This is a genomic window from Nostoc sp. FACHB-888, from assembly GCF_014696655.1.
Classification (GTDB): domain Bacteria; phylum Cyanobacteriota; class Cyanobacteriia; order Cyanobacteriales; family Nostocaceae; genus Nostoc.
Window position 1 is genome coordinate 24,265 of the sequence record NZ_JACJQM010000042.1, and the last position, 20,846, is coordinate 45,110.

The following is a 20,846-nucleotide window of genomic DNA, read 5'->3' on the forward strand; positions in this document are numbered from 1 at the left end:
AATTATTGATGTCATTGCAAGCAAAATGACACAAATAATTTTTTTAAAATTTGGATTTAAGTTTTATGGAACAGTTTATCTTTAATTAAAGAGAGAATATATTCCATAAACCATAAGAAAAATTAGCTATGGCAAGCGGTGAAATATTTGATACCAAAACAAAATCCCTATCTGTGCCAAGGGTCAACCTGCTGACCATGTTCCGGCTAGGTTTATTTCAAATGGGGTTGAGCATGATGTCTATTTTGACTCTGGGCGTACTCAACAGAGTCATGATTCAAGAAATAGCAATTCCGGCGACGCTGGTATCAGTAGTTCTAGCACTGCCTTTATTTGTTGCTCCTTCCCGTGTCTGGTTCGGCCAGATTTCCGATGCCAAGCCGTTATGGGGATACCATCGCACAGCTTATGTCTGGGTAGGCGCGGCAATATTTGCGATCGCAGCCTTTTTAGCTGTACAAGTGATGTGGCAGATGAATGTTGCTGGAAATAGTGCAGGTACTTGGGTATGGACAACCCAAACAATGGGTTGGACAGCACTTTTGGCTTTAGTTTTCGCTGTATACGGTTTAGGAATTTGTGCTAGTGGTACTGCCTTTGCTGCTTTGTTGGTGGATATATCTGAAGAAGATAACCGTTCCAAAGTAGTTGGTGTAGTTTGGTCGATGCTAATGGTAGGGATTATTGTTGGGGCGATTATCAGTGCCAGTTTGCTCAGGCAGTTAACTCCAGAAGCAACTGTAGAAACCTTGCAACCAGCAATCAACCGATTGTTTACTATTGTCCCAGCAATTGTTTTTAGTTTAGCGATCGCAGCCACGTTTGGCGTAGAAAAAAAGTACTCCCAATACTTAACCCGTTCCACACTAGTGAACCGGGAAGACAGCATTACTCTAGGCAATGCTTGGAAAATATTGACAGCTAGCCCCCAAACGGGTATATTTTTCACCTTTTTATTGGTGATGACTATCAGTTTGTTTATGCAAGACCCAATTTTGGAACCTTATGCGGGTCAAGTGTTTAAAATGCCCCTAGCAGAAAGTACCAAATTAAATATTTTTTATGGAACGGGTTTACTGATTGCTTACGGCGTTACTGGCTTTTACATTGTCCCGCGTTTGGGTAAGCGCAGAACTGCACGTCTAGGCTGTATGTTAGTAGCATTCTGTGCAATATTGCTAGGTATATCAGGATTCACAGCTAATGCAGCAGTTCTCAAACTAGGTTTGTTATTTTTCGGTTTAGCCGCAGGTTTTTTAACTACAGCAGCAATTAGCTTGATGTTGGATCTCACCGCAGCGGAAGCTGCAGGTACGTTTATTGGGGCATGGGGATTAGCGCAGTCACTCTCTAGAGGAGTGGCGGTGGTAATTGGAGGTACCGTTTTGGATATTGGACGCAAGTTTTTACCAAACCTAGAGTTAGCTTATGGAATGGTATTCGTTCTAGAAGCCGTGGGAATGGTGCTGTCGATTTGGTTTCTGAATCGGGTAAACATCACAGAATTTCAAACAAGTACAAAGCAAGCGATCGCTTCGGTTTTAGAAAGCGATTTGGATTAAACTAGAAACTTAAACCAACCTGAATCTGCCTAATTTTGGCTCAGGGGAGTCTTTGCGCGAGAATTAACCAATGAACGATTTTTGGACAACAATTCTTGATTTTGCCCAAACCACCACTACCAGAGTGGGCAAGCAGCTAATGCAAGATTTTGGGCAAGTACAGGCTTCCCAAAAAGCTGATGGTAGTTTGGTGACGCAAGCAGATAAATGGGCAGATCAGGAAATTCGGGATGCGATCGCTTCTACTTTCTCTGGTTACGGTATTTTGAGCGAAGAGAGCGATCAGTCATTTCCCGGTACTGAGTGGTGCTGGGTAATTGATCCTCTCGATGGTACAACCAACTTCACACGCGGCATTCCTATCTGGACAATATCTCTGGGTTTGCTATATCGAGGCACACCCATTTTTGGTTATATTTATGCACCAACCTTAAATCAAGCTTTTCATGGTTTCTGGGCAGGTTCATCTGGCTTAGCAACGCCCATAGGAGCATTTCTCAACCTCCACCCCATCCACACCAGTGTTGATAGTCCCAGCAACAATCACTTTTTCAACCTCTGTTCCCGCAGCACCGCAGCTATCCAAAACGGCTTTCCCTGTAAAATTCGGATGTTGGGTGTGGCTAGCTATAACTTTTTGACGGTTGCAACTGGGGCTACTCTGGGTGGTATTGAGGCGACACCAAAAGTTTGGGATTTAGCCGGGGCTTGGGTAATTGTCCAAGCTGCTGGTGGGGCCTGGTTATCGCTGAAGTCAGAACCCTTTCCGTTGTCACCGGGAAAAGATTATAGCGATCGCTCTTTTCCCACCCTTGTGGTTAGTCGCCCCGAATTAGTTTCGGTATTTACACCTTTTTTAGATAGCGTAAAAATTTAGTAATTCGCCAGTCCATATTTGGAAACAGCCATTTTGTCCAACAGGCAACTAGGCGGTGACATCCCTGACATTAAACTTAACAAAACCCTAGTCAAACAAATAATTGAGTATAAATAAAGCTGGTGATAATCCTGATTTAAATGCAAAATCAGTGTAGTTACTAATTTAAGCAGTATTGTAGCTTCGGTTACACTGATTAACTTGGTACAAGTAATTTTATGTTGTCTAATCTAGATTTAATTCGAGAGTTTGTGCAAAACTCTATCCATAAAAAAGACGTTTTGTTGTCAAATCCTGCTTTGACAGCCCAAACAGTATATAAAACAAACCAACTGACAGCGAAATCTGAAGGTGTGATAGCCATCGTTCAACTATCTAACACACTACCTGAATTCTCGATTTCTCCAAAATCATCTCAGTGGGAATTGATAAATCAGGCATTAGCAGAATATGCTTATCTCCTTAAAGGAGAAGTAGATAGTCGAGGTTTCTATCAGTTTCAATACTGTGAAGTTCCCAAGGGCTATGAGATGCACTGCACTAGGTCTGTAATTTTATGGCGAGCTTGGTGGAAATATCGCAAATATACTTCAAGCCTAGGGATTCCGTTAGAACTTCTGATTAGAAAACGAAATTCATGGTATCCCATTAGAGATTTAGTTATTAGCGACGGACTTCTCTATATCAAAACTTTAGGAAGTGAGATAGCACTTGACTCAGATGACTTGGTTACCTGGTTAAGCAAAATTGACGGTTGAAAGTTAAGGCGTGTCATCAATTAGGTAAACTGAAATTAGAAAGGTGTAATGTGCGATAAACAATAGGAAAAGCATGACACGCCGATACGCACTACGAGATGACCAGTGGGAGAAAATCAAAAACCTGTTGCCGGGGCGAGAGGGCTATGTGGGAGTCACGGCTAAAGATAATCGATTGTTTGTAGAAGCAGTGTTGTATCGTTACCGATCAGGTATTCCTTGGCGTGACCTACCGGAGCGCTTTGGAGATTTTCGGGTGATTCATACTCGTTTCAGCAGATGGTCAAAAACAGGGATTTGGGAGAAGGTGTTTCAGCAGTTAGCAGACGATGCCGATAATGAATATGCGATGATTGACTCGACAATTGTCCGCGCCCATCAGCATAGTGCGGGTGCAAAAGGGGGGAGCCATCCACAGAGGCCATTGGTCGTAGCAAAGGTGGATTGAGTACTAAGATTCACGCTGTAGTGGACGCTTTAGGCAACCCTCTAAGTTTTCACCTGACACCAGGGCAAATTTGCGACCTCGATGGAGCCGACCAACTGCTACCTAATATTGTGGCAGACACAGTACTAGCAGATAAAGGGTATGATGCCGATGAACGAGTCATTGAGCGACTTGAGTCTCTGGGCAAAACCGCAGTGATTCCTCCCAAGCGCAACCGCACTAGTCCTCGTGACTACGACCGGGATTTGTACAAAGCCCGTCATCTTATTGAAAACTTTTTTGCCAAACTCAAGCAGTATCGAGGGATTGCGACGCGCTACGATAAACGCGCTACCAACTTTCTGGGTGCAATTTATCTTGTTGCTTCTGTTATTTGGCTTAATTGATGACACGCCCTAGTAATAGTTGAAAAATGCTGAGATTTTTTCTAGACTTTGAGACTATGGCTGTAATTGGTTTTTAATAAACTGTTTCATCTTCGATACGCCATGCCGGATCAACAATACAAATAAATACCAGTGGTTCGATGCCAGAGTTACAAATAAATTGCCGCGTACTAGGAGGAATATACACAGCGTCTCCCGGCTGAACTATCTGGGTTTCATCATCAATGTGCATTTCTCCCATGCCACTGAGAATATAATAGACTTCTGAGGTAGAGAGCGAGTGCGGTTGAGAGGTTTTTCCTACTGGCAGTGTTGCATGAGCCAAACTATAGCGCAATGCTAGAGATTGCTTGTCTGGATGCAGCAGTTCTCGCAGAATGGTGTTATCTCCCGCGAGAAATTCTGCACAGTCTTGAAGTTTTTGAACTAGCATCAATTAATTTTTGATTTGAAGGTTTGAATTAGTTAAGACTCCCTCATCTTCCCTTGTTTATAGTACTTAGGCAAAAAATCCTAAAAACCTTAATTTATCGAACCGTCTTGTCTGCTAGAGGATTTTGCCAACGCACAGCGTCTCGTAGAGAAGAATCCTAGAGTTTGCATAAGTCCTAGCTTAGTACAAATAAGGATTGGTCTTCGGTTGATAGTCCAAACAATGGATCGCTTCTTCTGTATTGGCAATAGATGGGCGTACAGTACATTTAAGACGGTAATTGTCGGTAAAAAATTGGCAACCAGTACAGGGTATTTGATGCATTTGTTTGGCTGTAGTAACACTATCTCGTACCGCTGTCCAGAGACTTAAAAGAAAGAGAATAGTTACAGTCCAAGCAGTGATAAAGCAAATAGGGATTAAAAAAGGTTGAATCCCATGAATGATAAAAGATATTATTTCTAACACGGCATTCGCTGATACAAATTAGTAGTTAAAAGTATATTAACTCTTAACTCCTAACTGTTAACTTCTTACTATAGAAGTATATTAAACGCCAGCATGACCCAGCGCTAAACCAGTGACGAGCATTCCTAGAACAAGAAACGGTTGGGCGCTGGCTTGGTACTTAACATCATTCTTCACCGGGTCACGCAGGAAATACATATCCTGTAAGGTGATTTGCGGAATGATTAAGAGTATTAGTATTGTTGCATACAAATTCTCATGGATGCTGACGAGATAAGCTGCTATCAATCCTTGAAATACATCAATCGTTACTACACAAATCCATGCCGCAGTGGTGATGCCAAACATTACGGGTAGTGACTGTAATCCTAACTGGCGATCGCCTTCTACACTCTTAAAATCATTGACGATGGCAATACCCAATCCAGCCAAGCTGTAGAACATTGTCAAAATCACGATTGTGGAATTGAGATCGCCAAACAAAGCGTGTCCTGTAGACCAAGGTAGGGTGATATAGCTTGCACCCAAGGCGTAGCTACCTAGCCAGCCGTTTTGCTTGAGTTTCAGAGGAGGTGCAGAATAAATATAGGCGATGAAAGAACCGATAATTGCGATCGCTGTAATTGTCGGGAATTCGTGACCAGACCACACATCTAGCACAAACGCTAAACCATAGCCAGCAATCAGTAATACCCAAATTTGAGTAATTACCTGGGGTAAAGGAATTGCCCCAGAGGGGATAGGGCGATAGGGTTCATTGATAGCATCGATTTCGCGATCGTAGTAATCATTGAGGATTTGGGTGTAACCTGTCATCAATGGCCCAGCCAGCAGCATACAGGTTGCTACTTTTAACACATTTTCCAGTGTCCAAGTATAGTTACCAGAAGAAGCCGCACCACAGACTACGCCCCAAATTAGGGGAATCCAGGTGATCGGCTTCATTAGCTGCAAACGAATTTTCCAAATTGAAGTTTCCCCAGCAGCTGCACCTTTCATCCCCAGTAGCTGCCTAGTTTTGGCATTGCGATCGGCAGATGCGTTCGCTTGCTCGTTGGGATTATTTGCCACTGAGTCTAATACCTCAGCTGGGTTGGGGTCTGGGGTAATGGGATTTGATTCTGACATAAGGCGTATTTTTTTTCAAGTGAGGAGTTAGGAGTTATGAATTATTGTTTATTCCTAACTCTTCACTCCTAACTCCTAACTAACTTAAAACGAAATTATCAAATAATTATTCTGAAACTTTGCTCCAGCAACAGGTTTGCCACTCAAAGCAGGGGGTAGAGAAATATTTCGTCGCTGATCTCCTGCTTCTACGGTGACTTCTGGCCCATATTGGGTGAGCTTGACCTGCTTTTTGTCAAATCCTGGCAAAAATAAGCGTACTTGACGATTGTGGATGTCTATTTCAATCGGTTTGGGAGCCTGTAGAGCTTGTGCTTCAAAGTTTGGTAAAGCGTCTATTAGCGGTTGCCAGTCACCTGTGGGCGAGTCGGGAACGACGCTCACAGGTAAGGGGATAAATTGCTCTGACAGGTTGATATTTGTCTCAGGAGACACAAGCAGAACACCACCGACAGTTAAACCAATTTGTTGAGCACTACCCCACAAATAACGAGCATTTGCTACTTCAATGGGATCTCCTGTGGTCACTAAGAAAGCAGCGAGACGTTTAGGGTCAGTAAGAGCGGCTCTCCCCTTTTCTAATAAATTATTGACTTGATTAGTGGGGCCTGCAAAATTATCTGTTGTCCAGTTGACATTGAAAAAGCTGCTAATCAGCGGTTGAATCAAAGGCGATTCAGTAATCGTCTTCCCCAAATCGGAGTTGACAAACAATTGCCGAAATCGCCGGACATACCAACTGAGAGATTCTGGCAAACCCAACATTCGCAACGTTAAAGAGTCGCCTGTGCCATCATATACGATCGCGTCATATTTGCCACTGGCATCATATTCGCGGATAGCATTTAGGGCTAGAGCGCTGTCCATCCCCGGTAATACTACCAGTTCTTGACCAAAAACGTCTTTGAAAATGGGCGTGCGGAGGTATTGCGCCTCAATTTTTTTGGCTTCGTCCCAGTTCCGCTCTAGCAGTACAGATGCTTGAAACTGAACTACTTGCAAATTGGAGGCGATTTCCTGAGGATCGGCAGCAATGGGGGTACCCAGAAGGGTTGGTAACGTTGGTTCTGGATGTCCTGCTAAAAGTACACGCTTGCCTTGACTTGCCAATAATTTGGCGGCGGCGATCGCAATTTTGGTACGAGCGGTGCCGCCTTTGCCCAAAAATGTCAATATTAGAGCCATTACTTGATTCCTATTTTCACCGCCGGTTTTTTCAACTCCAACTTAGCACTCAACAACGATTCTCAGCCTGTACTTTAAGTTTCAGATTTGTAGAAAAACCCGGTTCTGAGTTATTTACGGTTACACAGGTTTGATTTCATCTTCAAAAAACCAAGTAGAAGTGTTGTCGTCAAACATCACCACTACACCAATCCCACGCCCATCTGTGACTTTGTAGCCTTGGATGATACCCACTTGTCCTAGTTTTTTTACAACAGGGGCAGAGACGCGATCGCGCAAACGAAAGACTTTAACCTTTTGTCCGATTTCCATGCCTGATTATAATTTCAGATAAACCAAGTCTAAGTGTAGCGGAATCCGTGACTCAGCTTTCACAAATTCAGGGGAGATGAGGGGGAAAATTCCAAAGTTGCGAAATCGAGATTGTCGAGACCCAAACTTTTTTTGTCAAAGACACCGAAAAGCGATCGCGTAACTCCTGGGTAGTCCAGGAAGAAGATAGTAAAGAACGGCTGCGATCGCAGCAAAGAATTTATCCAAACAACCTACCCTAGTAAAAGTTAGCCATGATTACAACCATCAAAATAGACGGTAAGACTTACCAGTTAATTGCGGATGGTATATCTCAAACTCTGAGGTTAAGAGTGGCGGTAGAGAGGGAATTATTAGGATTTTATCGTCTAGATACAGTTGAGAAATTACTAACACCGACGGAGTTAGCTGAACAATTACAACAAGAACGCCAACAGGCTGATAAATTAACAGAGTATTTGCGATCACAAGGAGTTGATCCAGATAGCTTGAGTTAAGCAAAAATTCGCATCCTTAACAAGGAAAGCAACTTTGCAAACAGAAGTTATATTTGTAGTAAAAATACACTTGACAATAGCCAATTCATAGTATAATAACGAAGATGATTTGGATATAATTTTTTAGTGATTTTATAATCTATAAAATCACTAAAGGGATTTCCAACAAATAAATTATCCAATCTTGTGGGGTGAGCCGGAATGCCTGCCTCAGCCAAAGGCGGCTGAGATACCCATTCCACAAGAAGTAGTTGGATATTTTTTATTTGAAAGCCTCTAAAAAAGGAACTTTCATAAATATAATAGGCTTCAGTAAGATCAGTTAAGTGATTGGGTAGTGAGTAGTCAGCGAGGAAGCAAAAATTGTTGCCGACAATGCGGGGAGTTGTACGTAAGGTAGGCAGATGGAAGCGCATCTTGCCCATAGATGAGATGTTGTGGGTAAAGTTCGACTTACTGAGAACTCTAGTACGTCGGGATTTAGAGGCGCGTTACAAGGGTTCTGTTTTAGGTAACTTATGGCCTTTGCTAAATCAGCTATCACAATTACTGATTTATACTTATGTATTCTCTACTGTACTGAAGGTGAAGCTGACTACTCTCAAGGGTTTACCAGCAAATAATTTCACCTTTGGTTTGTGGCTATTTGCAGGGTTACTTCCTTGGATTGCTTTTACGGGAGGTCTAATGCAGTCCGCTAGTTCGGTACTAGGACAACCGAATTTAGTCAAGAAGGTGGTGTTTCCTCTAGCTTTATTACCCCTAGTGCCAGTTTTGTCAACAATCATTGAGAGTTCCTTTGGTTTAGTGGCATTGATTTTTTTCGTGGCGGTCAATGCTCATACTTTACATACTACCTTGGCGCTATTACCCTTGATCTGGCTAACGCAGTTATTGCTAACAGCAGGGTTGGGCTATTTAGCCGCAGGACTAACGGTGTTTTTGCGAGATATCCCGCAGACTTTAGGAGTGATTTTAAATATTTGGTTTTATGTGACACCGCTTGTTTATCCAGCATCATTAATTCCAGAACAATGGCGGAGTTTGGTATTCTGGTTAAATCCAATGGCAGCGATCGCTGAAGTTTATCGCGACATAGTTTTAATTGGAGAGGTGAAGCATTGGGGTGAATGGGGAGTTGCTTCTGCGATCGCAACAATTATATTTTGTTTTGGTTTTACAGTGTACAAGCGTTTGCGTCCAGCTTTTGCAGATGTTTTATAGACAGCTTTCATTATTAAAGTGCTTTTAAAACACGCAAATGCTAATGTGACCTATATAGTAAATAGATAGCGATCTGATTCGATAAAAAGCCAAAATTTTAATGACGTAAATATTTGTTAATTAATAAAGTTGTAGCGTGTAAAATTATTTAGTAGTTTAAGTATGCGGTGTTATGGGTGAGGAGATTGCAATTTCCCTGAAGAATATCTCAAAGAGCTATAAGCGCTATGGTCGTCCGGTAGATAGACTCAAAGAAATTTTACTACCAGGTAAGAGCCACGCTCAAGAGTTTTGGGCATTAAATAATATTAACTTGGAGATTTCTAAAGGAGATACACTAGGAATTATTGGTCAAAATGGTTCTGGTAAAAGTACATTGCTACAGATTATTGCTGGAACCTTGACACCAACCATAGGAGAGGTATCGGTTCATGGCAGAGTTTCAGCTTTACTAGAACTAGGTAGCGGATTTAATCCTGAATTTACAGGCAAACAAAATGTATTTTTTAATGGGCAGATTTTAGGATTAAGCCGAGCAGAAATAGAAACAAAGTTTGACAAAATTGCTTCCTTTGCTGAAATTGGCGATTTCATGGAACAACCAGTTAAAACATACTCTAGCGGTATGTTTGTTCGTTTAGCATTTTCAGTAGCAATTAACGTTAACCCAGAAATTTTAATTGTAGATGAATCTTTAGCAGTAGGTGATGGTATCTTTGTCCATCGTTGTATGGCAAAAATTAGAGATTTTCAAGATTCCGGAGGAACAATCTTATTTGTCTCCCATGATGTAGGATCTGTGTCACGTCTTTGCTCTAAAGCTATGTGGATTAATCAAGGAATTCTTGTAGATACAGGGCAACCTGCTGAAGTATGTAAACACTATCAAGCATGGGTGCATGAAGAAGTAAATAAAAGGACTAACATAAATTTGGATTCAAATAAGAATGAGAATATTGGTGCTAATGAAGAAGAAATTGATTTGACTAAAATCACCATTAAACAATCAAATCCTTTTACTAAAAAGCCGTATATGGCTTTTTATGGATTTGAACGATTTGGTACAGGACGTGCAGAAATTGAGTATATTTCTGTGTTAGATAGTCAGGGTCAACCTATTCAGTTGGTTTATCCTGGAGATGTATTAAAAATTAGAATCACTACATTCAGACACGACAAAGTTAGAAAGCCAAATGTTGGTATAGCGCTACTGGATAGATTGAGGACTGTTTTATCAGGATGGAGTACAGAACTCTTAGATAAAAATTTTGCCAGCTACTGGCTATCTAAATCAGAAATAGGAAGAGCAACAGTTGACTTTGAGTTTATTTGGCCCCATTTAGCAGGTGGTAACTATGCCTTAGATATAGCATTCGGAGATGGAACACACGAAAATTTAGAAATGCTGGACTGGATTCAGAATGCCATAGTTATACAAGCAGCAGTTAATGATTTAGTAGAAGGAGTCTTTCAAGTATCGGGAAGAAAGATAAGACTCTATGAGGAATCACTATGTACACAATAGTTAAAAATTATTTTAAATCTAAGCTCGAAAGCTGGATTAAATTATATTTTGATATTTACCTCAAGCAATCTCTAGTGCAAGGCTATTTTGATCAGCGCATCAAAGATGTAAGTTTAAAACAATACTTAGTTTTTGGCGAACCTGAAAGACTAAGATTGTCAGAGACATGCGTTGTAAATAATGCATTATTTAACTTATCTTCTGGAAATATAGTAATCGGAGAATATGTGTTTTTTGGGCATAATGTTTGTGTAATAACTGGAACTCATGACTATAAAAATTTTGGGCAAGAGAGGATGAACAATTTTCCAACAGAAGGAAATGATATTGTAGTTGAGGAAGGAGCTTGGATCGCAAGTAATGCCACTATAATTGGTCCCTGTAAAATTGGAAAGAATTCTGTAGTAGCGGCAGGTGCCGTTGTTAAATGCGATGTTCCTAGTTATCATGTTGTAGCAGGAATTCCAGCAAAAATAGTCAAAAAAATAATCTCTTCAAAGTGAAATTTTTATATATTTATTTTAAAAGTATAAATGATGATTGAATCAAACAATCCTGAAATTAATGTTGACGAATTAATGCATAAAATTTGTGAAGAGGTAGTTAAACGTCGAGTACCTTGTGAACAAATAGATTTACAATCTAATCTAGACACATCAAAACTGAAATTAAGTATTAGTTATATTGAAAATTTTCTTAAAAATGCCGAATCTCGTTCAGGTGTACGTACAAAGTGGCCAGATAAGCTTAATATCTTTCCTTTTAATTTTAGTACTAAGTTACAAAAATTGATTCTAAAAATCATCAATTTTCTCTTTAAAGATGAGCGAGAAGTCAATTTCAATATAATCAGTTCTCTAAAAGAGTCTGTAGCACTTAATTATCAGCTAATAGAACAAATTACGACTTTAAAAGCGCAAGTAGATACTCGAATCCAAGGGTTGGATGAGTGCCTAGTTAATGTCGATACTCGCATCCAAGGGTTGGATAAGCGCCTAGTTAATGTCGATACTCACATCCAAGCGTTGGATGAGCGCCTAGTTAATGTCGATACTAGCATCCAAGGAATAGAAGACAGCTTAAATGCTATTGATACTTTAATTAATAACTGGCTAACTGGTCTTCAAGAAGGTTTGGATACCATGAATATGCAAGTACAATACTTAGATGAACATCTAAGTACTGTGGATGCTCGCGTGGGGAAACTAAATGAACATTTAATTACAACAGATAATCGTATAATTACAGCAGATACCCGAATTCAAGAAATAAATGAGCGTTACATCAGAAACGATAGTTATCTCAAAAATGATCTAATTCAGCAGAAGCATTTAATAACAGTATTTCTGGAAGAAGCAAGAAAATGTTTACCAGAAAATTTTAGTCAAGAGCAGTTGCAAACCTTAGTTAATGAAAATACACATTTTTTTGATGCTTTTTATGTCGCTTTTGAAGATCAGTTTAGAGGTAGCCGTCAAGACATTTTAAATAGATTAAAAGTTTATTTGCCCTTGATTGCAGGAGCAAAGATTGGTAAGCCAGAATCACCTATTTTAGATGTGGGCTGTGGGCGGGGTGAGTGGCTAGAGTTACTGCAAGAGGCAGGATATACAGCTAGAGGTTTGGACATCAACAGACTAATGATACAGCAGTGTAAAGCTAGAGGACTGGAAGTCATAGAAAAAGATGCCCTCTCTTATTTACAATCTTTGCCTGATTCTAGTTTAGGTGCTGTGACAGGTTTTCATATTATTGAACATCTCCCCTTTGAAGACCTATTAAAGTTGTTTGGTGAGGCTGCAAGAGTTATAAAAACAGGAGGTTTGGTTATTTTTGAAACACCTAATCCACAAAATGTATTAGTGGGTAGCTGTAGTTTTTATTATGATCCAACTCATCGTAACCCTCTACCATTTTTAACCATAGAGTATATAGCTCAATATTATGGTTTTTCTCATGTACAGATATTAAAGCTTAACCCCTCAGAGCAGAACAGAGTAGCAGATAATTCAGAATTAACACAACGATTTAACGAATATTTTTATGGTTCTATGGACTATGCAGTTATAGGATTTAAATCATGAAAATATTAGTGGTTACGACTCAAGTTCCCTTTGTGCGAGGTGGTGCTGAAATACTAGCAGATGGTTTAGTTGAAGCTTTATGTACTGCTGGTTATGAAGCTGAGATAGTTGCAGTTCCTTTTAAATGGTATCCTCCTGAACGAATTCTAGATACTATGTTGGCTTGTCGCTTACTAGATATATCAGAATCTTGTGGGCAAGCGGTAGATAGAGTTATAGCTTTAAAATTTCCTGCATACTTAATTCCACATTCTAATAAAGTAATGTGGCTATTACATCAACATCGCACAGCGTATGATTTATGGCATACACATTATTGTGATTTAATGCATTTTGCCAACGGAGTGCAAATTCGCGAAGCAATTATCAATGCTGATAATCAAGCATTAAAAGAGTATAAGTCTATTTATACTATTGCTGGAAATGTGTCTCGAAGATTAAAGAAATTTAATCAAGTAGATTCTATACCAATTTATCACCCTCCTAAAAATTCAGAACTTTTTTATTGTGAAGATATAAATGATTATTTCTTTTTTCCCAGTAGGCTTACAACTATTAAACGACAGGAACTTGTAATTAAAGCTCTTGTAGAAACGAAGAATCCTATAAAAGTATTGTTTGCAGGTAAAGCAGATACAGTAATTTATGCTGAACACTTAAAGTCTTTAGTTAAAAAATTACATATTGCTAAAAGAGTAGTTTTTTTAGGTCAAATTAGTGAAGAAGAAAAAATTAGAACTTATGCAAAAAGTTTAGGAGTTATTTATCCCCCGTTGGATGAAGACTATGGTTATGTCACCCTGGAAGCAATGCTAGCGTCTAAACCCGTTATTACTTGCACAGATTCAGGAGGCTCCTTAGAATTTATTCGCCATGAAGAAACGGGTTTATTTGCTGAACCTACTTCTACATCTCTTGCCGCAGCTATGGATCAATTATGGGAAAATCGCTCTTGGGCACAAACTCTTGGTAAGGCAGGAAAAGATTATTATGATAGCCTCAACATTTCATGGTCTACAGTTGTTCAAAAGCTAGTTTCATGAAAATTAACTGGTTTTCCCCACTACCGCCTGCAAAGTCAGGGATTGCTGAGTATACATCTCAATTGATTCCTGCTTTGCAAAAATATGCTGAAATTGTGTTGTGGACAGATCAACAGCACTGGAGTTCATTTTTAGAGAAGTACGCCACAGTGCGTCATTATGATTTGGCTAATACTCCTTGGGTTGAAATTAACCAAGCGGATTTAAATATATATCACATAGGCAATAATTCAGAGTTTCACGTAGCAATATGGCAGGTTAGTCGTCAATGCCCAGGTTTAGTTGTTTTACATGATGTTAAATTACAGCACTTTTTTACTAGTATCTATCTACATAGAGAACAAAAGTCGAATCCAGATGCTTATTTATTTCAGATGAAAAAATACTACGGGATTCAGGGTGAGCAAGCCACCGTGAAATTTTTGAGTGGTAATATTTCAACTGAGTACATGGATGAACTCTATCCGCTAACATTTTTAGCTTTAGAGAATGCAGTAGGAGTTGTCACACATACAAAAGCGGATTTCCAAACTATTAAGCAAGAGAAACGATGGTTTGTCGGCTATGCACCACTACCGTACATGGCTGAATGGCAAGCAAATTCACAAAGTAAAAATAATAAAGCACCCTATCGCTTAGTCGTATTTGGCTATATTGGTGCCAACCGGGGGTTAGATTTTTTGTTCAATGCGCTATCTACTCTTTCTGAAAAAAATCAGTTTTTCTTAGATATATATGGGCAAGTTTGGAATAAAAGTTATATTGAGCAACAAATAAAACTATTAGGACTTAGTAATCTAGTAAAAATACATGATTTTGTTGCGGATACTGAGTTAGACTTAGCTTTGGCAAATGCTAATTTAGCAATTAATTTACGCCATCCGACTATGGGAGAAGCATCACTGAGCCAACTTCGGATTTGGAGTCATGCACTTCCCAGTCTAGTTACACAGGTTGGCTGGTATGCAGAACAACCAGAAGACACTGTTGCATTTGTGCGTCCAAATTATGAAATTGAGGATATCCAACAGCACCTCAAAAGTTTTTTGTCGAATCCCGAATCCTTTACAAAAATGGGAGAAAATGGCCAGCAACTTTTACAAAAGCAACATAACCCAGAATTTTATGCTCAGGCGATCATTAGCTTTGGGCAAAAGATTCAAAGGTATAGACGTAGTGTAGTAGCGTATAAGTTAATCCACAAGATAGGAGAAGAACTAAGTAATTGGATGGATTACAAAACACTGGATATTATGCAGATAAAAAAAGTTGCGGAAGCCATATACTTTATTAGTAATTAATTCTCCACAGTGTTGTTGGAAGCTTGGATGATGGGCAAGCCTCTCATAGTCAATGGAAAATTTAATGTTTTCGGCGGGACAATCTTTGAAGCCCCAGGCTGGAGTTGGGTATACCAATGCAGATGAGTTCCAGGTGGCTATAGAAAAAATGGATAAGCAAATTTAGATATCAACTAGGGTTGCAGGGAAAAAGGTTTGTTGAAAGAATTATGTGTGGTCGAAGATAGAGAAGTATTATTTAAAATTACTGGATTAATTGCAAATGTAGTTGTAAAGATAGGATAATTTTGTCAGGCGATCGCTACTATTGTGATAATTTATTAACTAATTTTAGGAAGACACAACGATGTAATGTTTCCAAAAAAAAATAAGATGGATTTGTAGGCGATCTCTAAAAATGTATTCAAGTATTTAATTGGGTTATCAATTTATGTAAATTTTTAAATTAAGGAGCAATAATTTGTTGCAAATTATGAATGATAAAAAATCTATTAATGAATTAATCTTGATAGTAATTCCCGTTTTTAATGATTGGCAATCATTAGATATTTTGCTGAGAGATTTAGACAAAGTTCTAAGTAATCAAAGAATACAATGTGAAATTTTAGTTATAGATGACGCATCTACCATACCTGCTCATGATAGTTTCATGTTTGCACATTTTAACGCTATTCAAAAAGTGAATTGTTTAGAATTGAAGCGAAATTTAGGACATCAAAGAGCCATTGCGATTGGATTAGCTTATATTGAAGCCAATATAATATGTCAAGCAGTTGTTGTGATGGATGGAGACGGAGAAGATACTCCTCGAGATGTGTTAAGACTCATAGATAAATGTAGCGCAGAAGAATATAAAAAGATAGTTTTTGCTCGAAGGAATCAGCGTTCTGAGAATCAGATATTCAAGGTGTTTTATAAAATTTACCAATTGCTTTATCATCTGCTAACTGGTCAGGAGATACATGTAGGAAATTTCAGCATTATTCCTCACAGGATATTATCTAGACTTGTAGTTGTTTCAGAAATATGGAACCACTATACTGCTGGAATTCTAAAAGCAAAAATACCCTGGACACAAATTCCGTGTAACCGTGGTGTGCGCTTGGCTGGACAGTCAAAGATGAAATTTGTTTCTTTAGTAATACATGGACTCAGCGCCATTTCTGTATATGGAGACATTATAGGTGTAAGATTTTTGATTGCAACCTTATTGCTGATGCTGTTCAGTGTTGCCATAATTGCAACCGTTATACTCATTAGAGTAGCTATTCCTAATTGGGCACCTTATGTAGCTGGACTGTCTTTCATTATATTACTACAATCTTTGACTATATCTCTTTCTTTTGTATTTTTGATTTTGAGCGGAAGAAATAATTTTGGCTTTTTGCCACAGCGAGATTATCAATACTTGGTTTTAAAAGTACAACAAATTATTCCTAAATCTTAATTGATGTTGATTACAATTGATAAAATGTAATTGCTTTTTGTACATACTGAGACAAGTCAAATCGCTAAAATTAGAGAAAGAACTTTGTACAAAATAATGAAATATTAACCATGAATTTAAAATTATATTTAAAAAATATAAATTTTTTACTAACAATCTTAGCTTTTTCTGGTGTTGCTCTGGCTTTTAGTTTATTAATTATCAAAAATTTATCTGATCCACTTGTTGGATTTGGTGATACAGAGCAATGGGAGTATGCAGGATTTTACCTGAAAAATAATATAATTTTTACACCCTTTCCTCATCTAGATATTATTAATAATCAGGTATTTTATCCTTACGGAACTAGCAGCGTTTTTCAGCCTTGGTCAATTGAAAGAGATATTTTTTATGCTATCTTCTACTCAGTTTTTGGAATTGGTCCCTGGATACAAATCTATTATCTTTTAAGTGTTTTGCTTACAGGTATCGGAAGCTTCATTCTACTTTTCAAAGATTATAGCTTTGCCCGCGCTAGTGGGGCTGCATTCCTGATTCCCTTCTTTAGCTTCTATGCAATTCTTAAATATCCAGAGCATGTCAGCTATTCAATATTTCATTGGACTGCCCTCAGTTTAATCGCTGACTTCCTCATACTCAAAAGAGTAACATCAGGACAGTATGTATCTCTACGACTTATTTTATTAAGAGCTTGTTTACTTATTCTATCTCTAGGACAAGAATTAGGATACATAGCTGGTTGTGCTTTAACATCGTTCACAATTTCTACTATTTTTGCTGCCTTATTCCTTGGTTACAGGTATTTTATAAATAAAAGACAGAATTTAGTAAGCTTTATCAAAAATACAGCAGGCAATTATAAAAATGAGTTTTTTGCCCATCCCCGTATATCCCTAACTTTACTGGGGTTATGCCTGATTTCAAGCTTTATTAATTTACCCCTAGTTTTCCAAATTGCGAGAGAAGCAAAAAGCTTTGACTTTACTGAAATTCCTAGTGGAGCTTGGTGGGCTAATCCTCTTAGAATACTAATTCCTTTTCTACCGTTTTTTCATCCAGGGCAAGTTAATCTCGATCAATTTTTTAACGATTCACCAGAAGGTATAGGTGCTGGTAGTCCAGGCTGGTTTTTACTGATTATTGCATCTGTCGGGTTATGGCAAGGGCGCAAAAAAATTATTATTTTTATACCTCTGCTACTCATTTTCTTCCTTTGTCTGCTTTACCATCCGACTCACTTTCCCATACTGAAGATATTTCCCTGGTTTGCCTTCAGTCGCGTCCAAGGTCGTTTTACTGTTCTCTACCCGATCATACTTAGCATTTTTGCCCTAAGTATCAATCTGAATGCCTTACGTTTATATAGTAGACAGCTACTATCAGCGCTCTTAGTATTTTTAGCTTGCACTGAGATTTATACTGCTTATTCACTCAAACTAAGCGATCGGCCTTTTTACTCCTTTGACAATAACTTCCTTCAATATATGAACTATGTTAACAAACAACCAGGAGAAGCAGTTCTAGATTGGCCATTTTGTGTAGTAGGAGGTAATGGAGTAGGTGGCAACAGTCTTTGCCCATATTATTCGAAGAATATGGCAATTTCTACTTTAAGAAGATTTCATAAGAAAAAAGTTATGGGGCACTATTTCGGGCGTTTACATACTTCTCAAATAAAACCATATCTTGATGCTGGCTGGGATAAACTGTTTGCTCCTGACATTCAAGATATTTTCAAGGCAAGCCATCAAAAACGCTGTTTTAGTTCAGACGAATGGGCTTTTTTTACGGATTTTTATAAGCTGAATGACTTTGCAGGAATTAATCTTTATCTAGATTTTTTACCACAAGATTGTGTTAACGATTTTTATACACGCTTCGGCAAGCCAACTGTAGAAACAAAAGTCCCTGGAGCTGGCCTAGTTAAATTTATACCTAAATCTTCTAAATTAAGAAATCAAGTGGACTTAAACTTGGGAAGTCGTCTGAAATTTGAACCTTTTTTAGATTTCTCCGAAGCTGACTTAATTAAGTTTCAAGTACCCTATGGCTTAAGTGTAAATGGGCTAACTCTAGGTACAATAGAAACCCATGAAGGCAGTAGATGGCGCTGGGGTTTAAGTCCAGAAACTTTACTCAAATTTAAGTTGCTAAATTCTAAATCAGTAACCTTAGCTTTCAGCTTTATGAATCCCATTAATGGACAGGATGTTTTTGTGGAAGCTAATGGAGTAACTTTGGACAAACTGGTTAATATCAGCAAAGATACTAATATTAAGCGTAGACTTAAATTTCAAAGTATTCCAGGATGGAATACAGTAGTTTTTAAATACAAAGATTGGAATAACGGGAAAGTTACCTTTGCACCAGATGATGAGCGCAAGATGACTGTTAATTTTACGCAACTTGCGATTGAAGAGGAATAGCAAGATAAATTGTAATTTAAAGAATCTAAAGGATATTTCTGTGACACCACAAGAATTTAGTTTACTGTTAATGTCAGTCCTTGCTAGTGTAGGAGGACAATTTTTCTTAAAAGCAGGTGCGCTAAAGTTAGGTAGAGTTCATATTGGAAATGTTGTTAGTCACATTCTTAGCATCATTACAACACCTGAACTTGTATTAGGACTAGCGTGCTACGGTCTGGGTGCGCTAGCATACATCATGCTTTTAACCAGAGTCAGTCTAAGTATTGCTGGCCCATCTATATCCTTAGTTTATGTTTTCTCAGTTCTGTTAGGTTACTTTATATTTAGAGAAACTATTTCCGTAACCCGTCTTATCGGTTTGAGCTTTATCGTGGGTGGAGTTATTTTGGTAATTTGGCAAAAATAAAACCCAGTTGCATTTAATGAACCTCATCAAAGAAATCAATAATAAAAACCTCTCATTGCCGCACTATTTGTAAAATATGCATTGAAAAGATAAACAACTACAAGCCATTTTACCTATAAATTTTTTCACTGTTTAAGCTTATGTTGGGAATCAGCGTTTTTGACAGGAAAATTCTTTGTTCAATATCCTCAAAAAAGCCTAACGAGCTTGATCACCTTTACCCCACTCTTGCACAGGCGGTTATATAGCCATTGTAGACATGATACTTTTAACCAGAGATGTTAATTGCTACCATACTAATTTTCATACCTTATAGCTAACATCTCTACAATCTTGATAATTTTGTTGTAGCACATGACTAAAAAAGCTCTAATCACAGGTTTAACAGGACAAGATGGCTCTTATCTTGCTGAACTACTATTAACCAAAGGCTATCAAGTCTTTGGCTTAGTCCGCCGCTCAAGTTCCAGTAATCTTGAGCGCGTCAATCACCTTTCGGGCAATATCCAAATCCTTTCTGGTGATCTTTTAGATCAGTCATCATTAATGGATGTGATTACGGAAGCTCAACCTGACGAAATTTATAATCTCGCCTCTCAAAGCTACGTTCCTCTTTCTTGGACACAACCTGCTCTCACTGCTGAATATACAGCTCTAGGTGTCTCCCGCCTCTTAGAATCTATTCGTCGCTGCAAGCCAGATGCCAGGTTCTATCAAGCATCTAGTAGTGAAGTTTTTGGTCAACCTGATGAATCGCCTCAAGCTGAACGCACCGCCTTTCGTCCGCGTAACCCTTACGGTGTTGCCAAAGCATACGCTCACTGGATGACTGTCAACTATCGGCAGAAATACAACCTTTATAACTGCTGTGGTATTACTTATACTCACGAATCGCCTCGACGTGGGACAGAATTTGTATTTCGCAAAATCACGCACGCAGCTGCCCAAATTAAATTAGGTTTAGCAAATGAACTAAAATTAGGCAATCTAGATGCCCGTCGTGATTGGTGCTACGCCAAAGATGCTGTTTACGCTATGTGGTTGATGTTGCAGCAAGCACAACCTGATGACTATATCATCGCTAGTGGTGAAACTCACTCTGTCAGAGAACTCGTTGAGTGTGCTTTTAACAGCGTTGGTCTAAACTGGCAAGATTATGTCTCAGTTGATCCTGCTTTTTATCGCTCTGATGAACCTGTGCAGTTAGTTGGTTCTATTAATAAAATTAAGACGGAGTTAGGTTGGCAGCCTCAGCATTCCTTTGAGCAATTGGTTGAGTTAATGGTTGATTACGATCTAAAAAAATTGAGCATCGGCGGAGCTTAAATATTCT

The 20,846-nt window shown here is 38.7% G+C and carries 20 protein-coding genes; 15 read left to right on the top strand and 5 right to left on the bottom strand.

The window, feature by feature from the left end:
• Window positions 1-128 precede the first annotated feature (128 nt).
• From H6G26_RS22970 to H6G26_RS22985, 4 genes are all read left to right on the top strand, one after another.
• Window positions 129-1,562 carry a BCD family MFS transporter gene (locus H6G26_RS22970; RefSeq protein ID WP_190731477.1) on the top strand — a complete coding sequence of 478 codons (1,434 nt, stop codon included), beginning with the start codon at window positions 129-131 and terminating at the stop codon, window positions 1,560-1,562.
• Window positions 1,563-1,632: 70 nt separating this feature from the next.
• Window positions 1,633-2,439, top strand: a complete 807-nt coding sequence (locus H6G26_RS22975; RefSeq protein WP_190731478.1) for an inositol monophosphatase family protein — start codon at window positions 1,633-1,635, stop codon at window positions 2,437-2,439.
• A 218-nt stretch (window positions 2,440-2,657) separates the two neighbouring features.
• Window positions 2,658-3,197: a hypothetical protein gene (locus H6G26_RS22980; protein WP_190731479.1), complete on the top strand. Its 540-nt coding sequence runs from the start codon at window positions 2,658-2,660 to the stop codon at window positions 3,195-3,197.
• Window positions 3,198-3,270: 73 nt separating this feature from the next.
• A protein-coding gene (locus H6G26_RS22985; protein ID WP_242053834.1) for an IS5 family transposase occupies window positions 3,271-4,031 on the top strand; the annotation gives its coding sequence in 2 pieces (ribosomal slippage) (window positions 3,271-3,609 and window positions 3,612-4,031; 759 coding nt in all).
• 73 nt (window positions 4,032-4,104) lie between these two features.
• On the opposite strand, the gene H6G26_RS22990 is transcribed toward H6G26_RS22985, so the two are convergent.
• From H6G26_RS22990 to H6G26_RS23005, 5 genes are all read right to left on the bottom strand, one after another.
• Entirely contained in the window at window positions 4,105-4,464 is a 360-nt protein-coding gene (locus H6G26_RS22990) for a cupin domain-containing protein (RefSeq protein ID WP_190731480.1), read from the bottom strand.
• A 180-nt stretch (window positions 4,465-4,644) separates the two neighbouring features.
• A complete protein-coding gene (locus H6G26_RS42740) occupies window positions 4,645-4,932 on the bottom strand; it encodes a hypothetical protein (protein ID WP_229560871.1) in 288 nt (95 codons plus the stop codon).
• Between the two features lie 81 nt (window positions 4,933-5,013).
• On the bottom strand, window positions 5,014-6,060 hold the full coding sequence (gene chlG / locus H6G26_RS22995; protein ID WP_190731481.1) for a chlorophyll synthase ChlG: 1,047 nt from the start codon (window positions 6,058-6,060) through the stop codon (window positions 5,014-5,016).
• Window positions 6,061-6,144: 84 nt separating this feature from the next.
• Window positions 6,145-7,245: an ArsA family ATPase gene (locus tag H6G26_RS23000; RefSeq protein ID WP_190731482.1), complete on the bottom strand. Its 1,101-nt coding sequence runs from the start codon at window positions 7,243-7,245 to the stop codon at window positions 6,145-6,147.
• A gap of 120 nt (window positions 7,246-7,365) precedes the next feature.
• A complete protein-coding gene (locus H6G26_RS23005; RefSeq protein ID WP_190731483.1) occupies window positions 7,366-7,557 on the bottom strand; it encodes a DUF2862 domain-containing protein in 192 nt (63 codons plus the stop codon).
• A 254-nt stretch (window positions 7,558-7,811) separates the two neighbouring features.
• Between H6G26_RS23005 and H6G26_RS23010 the strand changes: the two genes are divergently transcribed.
• The 11 genes from H6G26_RS23010 (at window position 7,812) to H6G26_RS23060 (ending at window position 20,839) form a co-directional block, all read left to right on the top strand.
• Complete coding sequence (locus H6G26_RS23010; protein WP_190731485.1) at window positions 7,812-8,054, top strand: hypothetical protein; 243 nt, start codon at window positions 7,812-7,814, stop codon at window positions 8,052-8,054.
• A gap of 375 nt (window positions 8,055-8,429) precedes the next feature.
• A complete protein-coding gene (locus H6G26_RS23015) occupies window positions 8,430-9,278 on the top strand; it encodes an ABC transporter permease (RefSeq protein WP_190731523.1) in 849 nt (282 codons plus the stop codon).
• 172 nt (window positions 9,279-9,450) lie between these two features.
• Window positions 9,451-10,803, top strand: coding sequence for an ABC transporter ATP-binding protein (locus H6G26_RS23020; RefSeq protein ID WP_190731487.1), 1,353 nt, complete (start codon window positions 9,451-9,453; stop codon window positions 10,801-10,803).
• Window positions 10,791-11,306, top strand: a complete 516-nt coding sequence (locus H6G26_RS23025; protein WP_190731489.1) for an acyltransferase — start codon at window positions 10,791-10,793, stop codon at window positions 11,304-11,306. The genes H6G26_RS23020 and H6G26_RS23025 overlap by 13 nt, the downstream gene beginning before the upstream one ends.
• Before the next feature lie 30 nt (window positions 11,307-11,336).
• Window positions 11,337-12,887, top strand: coding sequence for a methyltransferase domain-containing protein (locus H6G26_RS23030; RefSeq protein ID WP_347242495.1), 1,551 nt, complete (start codon window positions 11,337-11,339; stop codon window positions 12,885-12,887).
• Window positions 12,884-13,930 (top strand): glycosyltransferase family 4 protein, encoded by a 1,047-nt coding sequence (locus H6G26_RS23035; protein ID WP_190731491.1) that lies wholly within the window; start codon window positions 12,884-12,886, stop codon window positions 13,928-13,930. The genes H6G26_RS23030 and H6G26_RS23035 overlap by 4 nt, the downstream gene beginning before the upstream one ends.
• Entirely contained in the window at window positions 13,927-15,231 is a 1,305-nt protein-coding gene (locus H6G26_RS23040; RefSeq protein WP_190731493.1) for a glycosyltransferase, read from the top strand. The genes H6G26_RS23035 and H6G26_RS23040 overlap by 4 nt, the downstream gene beginning before the upstream one ends.
• A 460-nt stretch (window positions 15,232-15,691) precedes the next feature.
• Window positions 15,692-16,678 carry a glycosyltransferase gene (locus H6G26_RS23045; RefSeq protein WP_242053835.1) on the top strand — a complete coding sequence of 329 codons (987 nt, stop codon included), beginning with the start codon at window positions 15,692-15,694 and terminating at the stop codon, window positions 16,676-16,678.
• Between the two features lie 110 nt (window positions 16,679-16,788).
• Window positions 16,789-19,104, top strand: coding sequence for a hypothetical protein (locus H6G26_RS23050; RefSeq protein ID WP_190731495.1), 2,316 nt, complete (start codon window positions 16,789-16,791; stop codon window positions 19,102-19,104).
• A 40-nt stretch (window positions 19,105-19,144) separates the two neighbouring features.
• Window positions 19,145-19,513 (top strand): EamA family transporter, encoded by a 369-nt coding sequence (locus H6G26_RS23055; protein WP_190731497.1) that lies wholly within the window; start codon window positions 19,145-19,147, stop codon window positions 19,511-19,513.
• Between the two features lie 354 nt (window positions 19,514-19,867).
• A complete protein-coding gene (locus tag H6G26_RS23060; protein WP_190731499.1) occupies window positions 19,868-20,839 on the top strand; it encodes a GDP-mannose 4,6-dehydratase in 972 nt (323 codons plus the stop codon).
• Window positions 20,840-20,846: the final 7 nt, after the last annotated feature.